This window comes from Aliiglaciecola lipolytica E3 (genome assembly GCF_000314975.1).
In the GTDB taxonomy this organism is placed as follows: Bacteria; Pseudomonadota; Gammaproteobacteria; order Enterobacterales; family Alteromonadaceae; genus Aliiglaciecola; species Aliiglaciecola lipolytica.
On the sequence record NZ_BAEN01000052.1, the window covers coordinates 1 to 10,998 of the forward strand.

The 10,998-nt window shown below is 41.0% G+C and carries 11 protein-coding genes, 1 tRNA gene and 2 pseudogenes; 6 read left to right on the plus strand and 8 right to left on the minus strand.

Going from position 1 to position 10,998, the window contains the following annotated elements; translation table 11 throughout:
* Window positions 1–419: 419 nt before the first annotated feature.
* Window positions 420–511 (minus strand) — tRNA-Ser (locus GLIP_RS13265).
* 328 nt (window positions 512–839) lie between these two features.
* On the opposite strand from GLIP_RS13265, the gene GLIP_RS13270 reads away from it, so the two are divergent.
* The 5 genes from GLIP_RS13270 (at window position 840) to GLIP_RS13290 (ending at window position 2,989) form a co-directional block, all read left to right on the plus strand.
* Window positions 840–1,517 carry a Bax inhibitor-1/YccA family protein gene (locus tag GLIP_RS13270; protein WP_008845155.1) on the plus strand — a complete coding sequence of 226 codons (678 nt, stop codon included), beginning with the start codon at window positions 840–842 and terminating at the stop codon, window positions 1,515–1,517.
* Between the two features lie 91 nt (window positions 1,518–1,608).
* Window positions 1,609–2,001, plus strand: a complete 393-nt coding sequence (gene tusD / locus GLIP_RS13275; RefSeq protein WP_008845156.1) for a sulfurtransferase complex subunit TusD — start codon at window positions 1,609–1,611, stop codon at window positions 1,999–2,001.
* Complete coding sequence (gene tusC / locus GLIP_RS13280; protein WP_008845157.1) at window positions 1,998–2,357, plus strand: sulfurtransferase complex subunit TusC; 360 nt, start codon at window positions 1,998–2,000, stop codon at window positions 2,355–2,357. The genes tusD and tusC overlap by 4 nt, the downstream gene beginning before the upstream one ends.
* On the plus strand, window positions 2,354–2,641 hold the full coding sequence (tusB, locus tag GLIP_RS13285) for a sulfurtransferase complex subunit TusB (protein ID WP_008845158.1): 288 nt from the start codon (window positions 2,354–2,356) through the stop codon (window positions 2,639–2,641). The genes tusC and tusB overlap by 4 nt, the downstream gene beginning before the upstream one ends.
* Window positions 2,642–2,650: 9 nt before the next feature.
* Window positions 2,651–2,989, plus strand: coding sequence for a TusE/DsrC/DsvC family sulfur relay protein (locus GLIP_RS13290; RefSeq protein WP_008845159.1), 339 nt, complete (start codon window positions 2,651–2,653; stop codon window positions 2,987–2,989).
* A 37-nt stretch (window positions 2,990–3,026) separates the two neighbouring features.
* Here GLIP_RS13290 and serS read toward each other — a convergent pair whose 3' ends face one another.
* The 7 genes and pseudogenes from serS to lrp form a co-directional block, all read right to left on the minus strand.
* The gene (gene serS, locus GLIP_RS13295) at window positions 3,027–4,322 is read right to left on the minus strand and encodes a serine--tRNA ligase (protein ID WP_008845160.1); all 1,296 of its coding nucleotides are present in this window, start codon (window positions 4,320–4,322) and stop codon (window positions 3,027–3,029) included.
* Between the two features lie 10 nt (window positions 4,323–4,332).
* On the minus strand, window positions 4,333–4,716 hold the full coding sequence (gene crcB, locus GLIP_RS13300) for a fluoride efflux transporter CrcB (protein ID WP_040522948.1): 384 nt from the start codon (window positions 4,714–4,716) through the stop codon (window positions 4,333–4,335).
* A gap of 12 nt (window positions 4,717–4,728) precedes the next feature.
* The gene (locus tag GLIP_RS13305; RefSeq protein ID WP_008845162.1) at window positions 4,729–6,036 is read right to left on the minus strand and encodes a replication-associated recombination protein A; all 1,308 of its coding nucleotides are present in this window, start codon (window positions 6,034–6,036) and stop codon (window positions 4,729–4,731) included.
* A 2-nt stretch (window positions 6,037–6,038) separates the two neighbouring features.
* Window positions 6,039–6,677 (minus strand): outer membrane lipoprotein chaperone LolA, encoded by a 639-nt coding sequence (gene lolA / locus GLIP_RS13310; RefSeq protein ID WP_008845163.1) that lies wholly within the window; start codon window positions 6,675–6,677, stop codon window positions 6,039–6,041.
* 5 nt (window positions 6,678–6,682) lie between these two features.
* Window positions 6,683–8,176 (minus strand): annotated as a pseudogene (locus GLIP_RS22510) (DNA translocase FtsK); the annotation flags it as partial.
* Between the two features lie 447 nt (window positions 8,177–8,623).
* Window positions 8,624–9,100, minus strand: a pseudogene (locus GLIP_RS22515) (DNA translocase FtsK 4TM domain-containing protein); the annotation flags it as partial.
* A 97-nt stretch (window positions 9,101–9,197) separates the two neighbouring features.
* Window positions 9,198–9,683, minus strand: a complete 486-nt coding sequence (lrp, locus tag GLIP_RS13320) for a leucine-responsive transcriptional regulator Lrp (RefSeq protein WP_008845165.1) — start codon at window positions 9,681–9,683, stop codon at window positions 9,198–9,200.
* A 145-nt stretch (window positions 9,684–9,828) separates the two neighbouring features.
* On the opposite strand from lrp, the gene ald reads away from it, so the two are divergent.
* Complete coding sequence (ald, locus tag GLIP_RS13325; protein WP_008845166.1) at window positions 9,829–10,959, plus strand: alanine dehydrogenase; 1,131 nt, start codon at window positions 9,829–9,831, stop codon at window positions 10,957–10,959.
* Window positions 10,960–10,998: the final 39 nt, after the last annotated feature.

Here is a 10,998-nt window from a genome sequence, read left to right on the forward strand (position 1 = left end):
AAACGACGACACCATAAACTGGGAAACATCTCACCAGTTGAATATGAGATGAAATTAATGAAAAGTGCCTAATAAAGTGTCCAAGAAGAGTTGACCATTACATCCCTGTGCCTACCCCTTCGGGCGCCTACGGCGGTACGTTTTGTTCCAGACAAAAGCGTTGAACCACGGGGCTTCTCACCCTCGCTCGCTTTTCTTCGAGCTAAAACGCAAAAAAACCGCAACTTGTGCGGGTTTTTGTAATGTGGCGGATAGCGAGGGATGTCCTCAGGCACATCCCTGTGCCTGCCCCTTCGGGCGCCTGCGGCGGTACGTTTTGTTCCAGACAAAAGCGTCGAACCACGGGGCTTCTCACCCTCGCTCGCTTTTCTTCGAGCTAAAACGCAAAAAACCCGCTACTTGTGCGGGTTTTTGTAATGTGGCGGATAGCGAGGGATTCGAACCCCCGGTACGTTTGACCGTACGTCTGATTTCAAGTCAGGTGCATTAAACCGAGCTCTGCCAGCTATCCGAATTGTTGTTCGAAATAAGTCACTTTCAAACTGACATTTATTATATAAAAACTGTCAGTTGAATCAACTAAAAGGTGTACCCTTTCGAAGTGGGGCGAATATTAATGACCTTTTGAGAGCTTGTAAAGGGGATTAAGCAATTTTTTGTTCAAACGCTCTTTCTTTATGCAATTTGCTCGCATTTTCAGCAAAATACGGATTGTTACAAAGAGTTCGTACGATAATACTTGAAAAACTGAACCAAACACCATACAAATAGACTAATTAAACATTACTCTAGCATTTAACTCAGTTACTTACTTTATATACGCCTATTGGAGGTTTTTTATGGATCAAGATCGTTATGCAAATATAGACAGGGTTGGTTCACGCCCGTCGGTATTGGAGACCAACAAGGTTCTTCGCAATACTTATATGCTGTTAGCTATGACTTTAGCATTTAGTGCTGTTTGTGCCGGTGCAGCGATGGCAATGGGACTAAGTCAAGGCGCAGCCATGGTCATGAGCTTAACTGCGTTAGTAATGATATTTTTCCTAAACAAAGTTGCAAACAGCTCTAAAGGTATTTTATTTGTATTCGCTTTTACTGGGCTTTTAGGTGGCTCTTTAGGGCCAATGCTAAATTATTACTTAGCCTTTGAAGGCGGTGCATCACTTGTTATGCAGGCATTAGGTACTACAGCACTGGTATTCTTTGGATTATCTGCTTATGTCCTAACAACCAAAAAAGACTTTTCATTTATGGGCGGTTTTTTAATGGTTGGTTTGATTGTAGCTATTGTTGCTAGCATCGCGAATATATTTATGGGCATTCCTGTACTATCGTTAGCGATTAGCGCAGCTATCGTATTTATTATGTCTGGATTGATTTTGTTTGATACCAGCAGAATTGTAAACGGCGGGGAAACTAACTACATCCGTGCAACTGTTTCAATGTATTTGAATATCTATAACTTGTTCACCTCTATTTTACACCTATTAGGTGCTTTTGGCGGCGACGATTAAGATTTTTTGATATGCTAAAACACCTCAGCAGCGCTGGGGTGTTTTTTTATGTGGCAACTTGTTATGTCACCCGTAAAATGGAATCAACTATTTGGCTCGCTTCAGTATTATTGTTACCTCTGCTTCACTTGATTCTCAAGGCTGTTACAGTGCCTATCGCTTTACGCAAACCGCAATAACTAACGGTCATCAAATTTCAGGCGTATTTTTTTATCAATCAGGAGTAAACATTGCCAATACGTTTCAAACAATGCTATCTGACGAATTAGCGTTGTATCCTAAATGGGTAGACTTAGCGAATGAGCATAAAATCCCATTACAAGTTTGTGTAACAGCCGCAAATCGACGCGGAATAATCAGTGAACAAGATGCGATACAAAACGATACACCCGAACTTTTCAACCTAAAACCGCCTTTCCAATCTGTGGGGATTGGTGAGTTAGTATCCATGTTGAACGAAAGTGATAGGAGTATTCAATTTTGAAATCGCTAGCGATCATCAATCAACAAGGTCCGTTACACAGTAATGCTGGCCAGGAGTCTGTGGATTTAGTTTTAGCCGCTGCAAGCTTTGGACAAGACGTGAGTGTTTTCTTTATCGATGATGGCGTATTTCAATTGCTTAAGATGCAAAAACCAGATGTATTAGAGCACAAACATTTTGCGAAAAGTTTTGGCGCATTTGAATTCTATGACGTTGAAAATATATACGTTTGCCAAAGGAGTTTGACGTTACGAAATATTGAGTCAAATCAACTTAATGTTGCATGCCAAATATTATCCGATACTGAATTGAACGCTAAACTCGCCAATGCACACAATATAATTACGCTATCATGATTTTACATAAACTCTCACACAGCCCTTATTCACAGAAAAACTTCGTTTCTTTGTTAACGCGTATTACCGATAAGGATGGCATACTGTTAACTCAAGACGCCACTTATGCGTTAAGTTCTACCGAATATTGCCAACTGTTGTTGAAGCAAACGGTTAATGTATATGCTCTGGAGCCAGACACTATTGCACGCGGTATTCAACCAGTTATGAGTGAAATTCAACTCGTTGATTATGCTGAATTTGTTACCTTAGCACTTAAATATAATAATGTTATTTCTTGGTAGTTGAAATTAATGGAACATTTTATAACCTTCAAAGATAAACAAATTGCAACCGACAAAGCGGGTTATCTATTATCAGTTGAAGATTGGTGCACTGAATTGGCTGAAGTGATTGCTGAGAAAGAAAATATCGAGCTAGATGAAAACCGTTGGTTGGTGGTGAATTTTGTAAGAGAGTTTTATTTAGAGTTTAATACCAGCCCCGCAGTTCGTGCGCTAGTAAAAGCGATGGCAAACAAATATGGCCCAGAAAAAGGTAACAGTCGATATTTGCAGCGCTTATTCCCTAAAGGACCGGCCAAGCAAGCCACAAAAATAGCCGGTTTACCTAAACCGGCTAAATGTTTATAAAGATGTAGCAGGTTTAACTGCTACATCCTCAACTTGCCTAGCTAGCTTTGATCACGTCCAATCCGTTCATGTAAGGCACTAAAACCTTAGGAATTGTGACAGAACCATCTTGTTGTTGATAGTTTTCCAAAATGGCGACCAGAGTACGTCCTACAGCTAATCCTGAGCCATTTAATGTATGTAATAGTTCAGGTTTATTGGTTTCTGGATTACGATACCTGGCTTGCATTCTACGCGCTTGGAAATCAAACATATTTGAACAAGATGAAATTTCACGATAGGTATTTTGAGCAGGAAGCCACACTTCTAAATCATAGGTTTTGCAAGAGCCAAATCCCATATCGCCAGTACACAGCAACATTTTACGATATGGTAATTCTAATAACTGTAATACTTTTTCTGCGTGTCCGGTAAGCTCTTCTAATGCATCGAATGAATCTTCAGGTTTCACCAGTTGCACCATTTCAACTTTATCGAACTGATGATTACGAATAAGTCCTTTTGTATCACGACCATATGAACCTGCTTCACTACGGAAACATGGTGTGTGCGCAGTCAGTTTTATCGGTAAGTCGTTAGCACTATAAATCTCATCCCGAGCAGTATTCGTTAAAGGCACCTCAGCTGTAGGGATTAATGATAGCCCCTGACCTTCTTCTGTTGCGGGCATCGTATGAAATGCATCTTCCTTAAATTTCGGAAACTGACCTGTACCAAACATACTTTCCTCATTAACTAAATAAGGAACATACATTTCTGTGTATCCATGCTCAGTAGTATGCAAATCTAACATGAATTGGGTAAGTGCTCTGTTTAAACGAGCTACATCACCGCGCATTACTACAAACCGAGAACCGGATAACTTCACGCCCGTTTCAAAATCCAACCCTTTAGCCAGTTTTTCCGCAACATCAACATGATCGTTAACGTCAAAATCAAATTCTTTCGGTGTGCCCCAACGGCTAACTTCAACATTTTGTTCTTCGCTTGTTCCTAGCGGAACTGAATCATCAGGAAGATTAGGGATCCCTTGTGAAAAAGCGGCTATCTCTTCTAATAGCGTTGAAAGCTCTGCTTTAGCTGCATCCAAATCGTCACCTAATTTACCAACCTCAGCTAGTAGAGGTGCAATATCTTGGCCAGATGCTTTTGCTTTTCCGATCGACTTCGAACGCACGTTACGTTCATTTTGCAATTCTTGGGTTCGCATTTGTAGCGACTTGCGACGCTCTTCCAATGCATTAAATGCATCTACATCTAGCGTAAAACCGCGATTTTTAAGTTTATTTGCAGTCTCATTTATATCATTACGTAAGTATTTAGGATCTAACATCTGTAAATTATTAACCTTTAACCAATTGGGTTCCTAACCATGCAGCCGTTAAGCAACAGGTTATGTTTAAAACGATATTTAGGATTCCTTTCAACCAAAGTCCTTGCTGCAATAGCAATAAAGTATCAACAGAAAAGGTTGAAAAGGTTGTAAAAGCACCGAGTAATCCGATACCTATTGCAGTTCGCCATAACACGATCTCGATTTGTCCGTGTTCAATTAAAGCGTAAACCAAACCAAGTAAAAACGAACCAACTACGTTGACCAGCAGTGTACCAAAAGGAAAGCCTTTACCAAACCATTGCAACATCATTTGTGAAAGAAAAAAACGTAAGCACGCCCCTACTGCCCCGCCCACGGCAATATAACTATAGATAGCAAGACTGTGCGTCATTTTATGCCCTTTTTAGCTTTTATTATCTAAGTCTTTTAGAAAACGCAATTTAGCCTTAATTTTCGTCTCAAGTCCACGCTCAACTGGCTGATAATATTCAATATCTTGCATTTCGTCTGGAAAATAGGTTTCTCCAGCAGCATAAGCATGTGGTTCGTTATGGGCATAGCGGTAATCTTTACCATATCCAAGATCTGCCATGATCTTAGTAGGTGCATTACGTAAATGTGCTGGGACTGGATAATCTGGTTTATCTTTTACATCCGCCATAGCAGCTTTAAAAGCAGTATAAACAGCATTACTTTTTGCTGCACATGCGCAATAAATCGTTGCTTGTGCAATGGCGCGCTCACCTTCTGCTGCACCGACTCTATGATAAATGTCCCACGCGTTTAAGCATACCTGCATCGCACGTGGATCGGCGTTGCCGATATCTTCTGTCGCAATTGCCAATAATCGTCTAGCAACAGCTAAGGCGTCACCTCCGGCACTTAACATCCGCGCATACCAATATAACGCACCGTCTGCAGAAGAACCGCGAACTGATTTATGAAATGCAGACAGCATGTCATAAAATAAATCACCGCCTTTATCAAATTGTGAGACTTTTTCGCCCACAGCTTGGGCAACGGTTTCAATATCTACCACACCGTCTTGAGCAAAATCGACACTTAACTCGAGGTAGTTCAGTAAGCGACGAGCATCTCCGCCCGCCAGTTCAATTAAACGTTTTTGAGCATCATCATGCAGATCGATAACTTGATTTCCCAAGCCATTCTCTTTATCTGCCAAGACATTAACAATCACTTGCTGAAGATCGATATCAGTTAGGGCTTTTAAAACATAGACTCTCGCCCGTGATAACAACGCGTTATTTAACTCAAACGAAGGATTTTCAGTAGTAGCACCAATAAAAGTAACTGTACCGTCTTCAATAAAAGGTAAAAATGCATCCTGTTGCGCTTTATTAAATCGATGTACTTCATCCACAAAAAGAATCGTACGTTTGCTTTTTACTGCCGCATGCTGCTTTGCTACTTCAATTGCTGTGCGAATATCCTTAACTCCGGATGTAACCGCAGAGATCCGCTCTATGTGTGCATCACAATGGCTTGCAATAATTTCAGCTAAGGTAGTTTTACCGGTTCCTGGTGGCCCCCACAATATCATCGAATGGCAATTTCCAGCTTCCAAGGATTTACGCAAAGCTTTGCCTGGCCCTATGATATGTTGTTGGCCAACATAATTCTGAACGGTCTTGGGCCGCATTCTCGCCGCGAGTGGCGTAAATGAGATTGAATCGTTAAAATCCAGCTCCATTTTTAGCGTTGATCGTCCAATTCAAATCCATCCGGTATGGTGAATATAAACTGCTCATCACCAATGGCATTATTTTGCTGTACTTCGGAAAAAGTCAGTTCGCTTGTTTGCTGCTGGCGATCAATAAAACTCAGCTCACTCAATTGATCGTTTTCGAAACGCAATTTCAATTCACTAATCTGTGATTCAGGCTTGATGGCGATAATACTATATACGTTACCGGTTAGTGAAATCGTAAAATCAGCCCACTGTTCGTTATTTGGGTTGGTTAATAGCACTATCGGATTATTTGACGATGATTCCGCTTGATTAATCGCTGTAACTTGTTCTACAAACGGATCTGAATACCATAACGTTGTACCATCTGCGACCATTAAATTTTCATCTGGCTCGTTAACCTGCCAAATCATTAAATTGGGCTGCTTTAATGTCATTTGACCTGCAGATTCTTGCACTAATTCACCTTGACCATCTGTCACTTTCTGCTCAAAGGCTGCGGTAAATGTTTTTAAGCCACTTAGTTTTTGTTTAAGGCTGTCACTGGCGTCTACTGCCGCTGCGGCTGTGTGATAAAACATTAAACTCGTAATCGCGACTAAACTTAAAATTTTAGCGTTTATATTGATTTTAATACGTCTCATATCAATTAATCCTTGGGTGGCGGTGGTGCTAATACTTCACGGGTACCATTATGTCCCGCTGCACTTACGACGCCACTTTGTTCCATTTGTTCAACTAATCTTGCCGCTCGATTGTAACCAATTCTAAATTTGCGTTGCACACTCGATACTGAAGCGCGTCTGGATTCTGTTACAAACGAAACAGCTTCATCGTAAAACGCGTCGAACTCTTGGTCAGCCCCTTCCGGTTGTTCTCCGGGCAATAAGATTTCCGCGCTACTTTCGCCATTTAAAATTTCGTCAATATAGTTAGGTTCGCCGCGTTTTTTCCAATCCGCGACAACCGCGTGCACTTCATGATCATCAACAAAAGCACCATGAACACGGGTTGGAACGCCTGTTCCTGGCGGCAAATACAACATATCCCCCATGCCCAACAAAGATTCTGCCCCTTGTTGGTCTAGTATAGTTCGTGAATCAATCTTTGAAGATACCTGAAACGCTATGCGTGTTGGGATATTAGCTTTAATCAAACCGGTAATCACATCTACCGAAGGACGCTGTGTTGCAAGAACCAAGTGAATACCGGCTGCCCTCGCCTTTTGTGCGATACGGGCAATCAGTTCTTCTACTTTTTTACCGACAATCATCATCATGTCGGCAAACTCATCTACTATTACCACTATCGCAGGCAATTTTTCTAAATCAGGGGCAATCGTTTCCATACTTTCTTCGAATCGCCATAACGGATCTTTAATGGGTTGTCCGTCTTCAATCGCCTGTTTTATTTTCGCATTGTATCCTTTTAGATTTCTAACTCCCAATGCAGACATTAAGCGATAACGACGTTCCATTTCGCCTACACACCAACGCAATGCGTTAGCGGCCTCTTTCATGTCGGTTACCACTTCGGATAACAAATGCGGAATACCCTCATAAACCGAAAGTTCCAGCATTTTTGGATCAATCATTATCATGCGGACATCTTCAGGCGAGGATTTGTACAGTAAGCTAAGAATCATCACATTGACACCTACTGATTTACCCGAGCCTGTGGTTCCTGCAACCAACAAATGCGGCATTTTTGCCAAATCAACAACCACAGGTTTACCTGAAATATCTGCACCCAAGACCATAGTAAGAGGAGAATCATTACCCTGAAACGCCTGACATGCGATGACTTCACTTAAGCGCACCATATCTCTATTTTTATTAGGTAACTCCAAGCCGATTACCGATTTACCAGGAATAACCTCTACTACCCTCACCGACATAGCAGACATAGCACGGGCTAAGTCTTTGGCCAATGCCGTAATCCGACTCACTTTAACACCCGGTGCTAAGTCTAATTCAAATCGCGTAATTACTGGGCCAGGATACACACCGACTACCTTAGCTTCTATATTGAAGTCGAGTAGCTTTTCTTCAACCAAACGAGAGACCATATCAAGCTCTTCTTGAGTGATTGGATTTTTTACTTTGTCAGCACGTTCTAGCAAATCAAATGAGGGTAGCGGCCCCAATGACTCATCAATATCATTTGAAGCTGATGAATTACCATTTAGATGAATAGTCGCGTTATTAGGGACGTCTGAACTAGGCGTGGATTGGGCCGTTGATTTTTGTTCAGCTTCCTGTTTGTTTTCCTTTTTACCACTTATCTTTTTCTTTAACTCGGACACTGACAGAATACTAGGTTTGGGCTCTTCTTTTTCCGTTTCAAAAATTTCATCTGGAATGTTCATTACGGGTTCAACAGGGTTGCTTCTTTGCGCTGTTTTAAAGGTAGTAATCTCGACATCATCTTGATTTTTATCTGACGGTTTAAACGCAAGTCTAGCGATGGGACTATGCTGGATTCGTTTCGGGGCTCGGTAGATGAACAACCCCGTTAAGATACTCAATTCACCTAATTTATCTACCACGCTGAGTAACGAGATTCCGGTGACTAAAGTCACACCGGTCAATAAAAAGCATAATAACAATAACGTTGTACCAACCAGGCTAAAGTAAGGTATTAGTGAACTGCTAACCACATCTCCTATCATCCCTCCGGCTGAAAAATGAAATATATCGTCAAAGTTGATGCTCAGTATGCCTGATATGCCGATTAAGAATAGAATTGAACCAATGATGCGCAACCCAATGGTTAAATAATCAATCTGTTCAAACCGTTTAACCTGCTGAAACAAAAACCATCCGGTAAACGCTATGATAAAAGGAAGGATATAAGCGAAACGGCCAAAACTAAAAAATAGCACGTCCGCGAACCAAGCACCAATAGGCCCTACCCAATTATGAATATTGCCTTGAAAACCAGCCTGACTCCAACTTGGGTCGGCAGCATTAAAAGATGCTAATGCAAGTAGAATAAAAAAGGCAAATGCACATGAAACAATCATGCCCACTTCCATTATTCGTTGTATTCCTGTTAGACGCGCCATAAAAAATTTGTATTCGTTCAATGGTATTATTTTTATGCCTCTACCTTACCAGTGACGCATGCAAAATCCTAGCGAATGCTCCCTCTAAAAAGCCTTATTATTTCAGATTGATTTTAATTTGAGCAGTATGCTTCACTTCTTCCATAACCACGTAGGTTCTTGACTCACTAACTCCAGGTAAGCGTAATAAAGTATCTCCTAATAGCTTGCGATAACTCGACATATCCGCTACCCGTGCCTTTAACAAAAAGTCGAAGTTTCCGGATACTAAATGACACTCTTGAATATCATCGTGTTTTCGTACAGCAGCAGAAAATTCTTCAAAAATATCCACGCTGGTTTTTGTTAACGTTATTTCAACAAAAACCAACATTGCTGCGCCTAATTTATGCGGATCAACTTGCGCATGATAGCCAGTGATATATCCTTGTTGTTCTAAGCGCTTTACCCTTTCTAAGCAAGGGCTGGCGCTTAACCCTACAGATTTAGCAAGATCAACATTCGACAATTTCCCATTTTTTTGTAACGCAATCAGAATGTTACGATCGATTCTATCAAGGTGTTTAGGGGTTTTTACTAACATTATTTTAAACCGTGTAAATAGCAATTAGGAGTATTATATTCTGTAAATTAGAAAAATACAGAATAACAATTTTGAGAATCTCACATATACTTCGCGTTTGTTTTTTCCACAAATAATTAATCAAAAGTAAGGGTTAGGTGAAATCATGTTAATTGGCGTTCCTAAAGAAATTAAAAATCACGAGTACCGCATTGGTTTGACGCCGGCTGCGACTAAAGAGTTTGTTACCCATGGTCACGAAGTCCTCATTGAAAATAATGCAGGTGCAGCAATTGGTTTTGATAACGAACAATACATTGCCGCAGGTGCTTCTATTGTTGAAACAGCAGAAGAAATATTTGCCCGTGCTGAAATGATTATTAAGGTAAAAGAGCCGCAACCAAACGAATGTAAGATGCTCAGAGAAGGCCAAACCCTATACACATTTTTACATCTTGCACCAGATCCAACCCAAACTAAATTGTTGGTCGAATCTGGCGCAACTTGCATTGCCTATGAAACGGTTACGGATAACAGAAATGGCTTACCGTTACTTGCCCCCATGAGTGAAGTAGCAGGAAGAATGGCAGTTCAAGCCGGTGCCCATTATTTGGAAAAAGCACAAGGTGGCAGCGGCACATTATTAGGTGGAGTACCGGGCGTAGCACCGGGTAAAGTGTTGGTAATAGGCGGCGGCGTTGTCGGTACTAACGCAGCTAAAATGGCCATTGGTTTAGGTGCAGATGTCACCATACTAGACCGTTCGTTAACACGTTTGCGCGAGTTGGACGATATCTTTGCGAACCAGGTTAAAACTGTCTATTCAACCATAGATGCTATCGAATATTACTCATCTAAAGCAGATTTAGTTGTAGGTGCAGTGTTAATTCCTGGTGCTGCAGCGCCCAAATTACTCACTAAAGAACATATTGCTAATATGAAAGAAGGTTCTGTCGTGGTTGATGTAGCTATCGATCAGGGTGGATGTTTTGCCACTTCCAAAGCAACTACACACCAAGATCCTGTCTATATCGTGAATGGTGTTGTGCATTATTGTGTTGCAAATATGCCAGGTGGTGTGGCAAGAACGTCAACGATGGCATTGAACAATGCAACTTTACCTTTTGGTTTAGCGTTAGCTAACAAAGGTCCTAAAAAGGCAATGTTAGATGACATTCATTTGTTACGTGGTTTAAATGTTCACAAAGGAAAAGTCACATATCAAGCGGTAGTCGATGCTCTTGGTGAAGAATTAAACTTAGAATACATGGATGCTAGCGCTGCGCTTGAAATGTAGACCTACTTGCTTTTCTAAAAATCAAAAAAGCTGCATTAA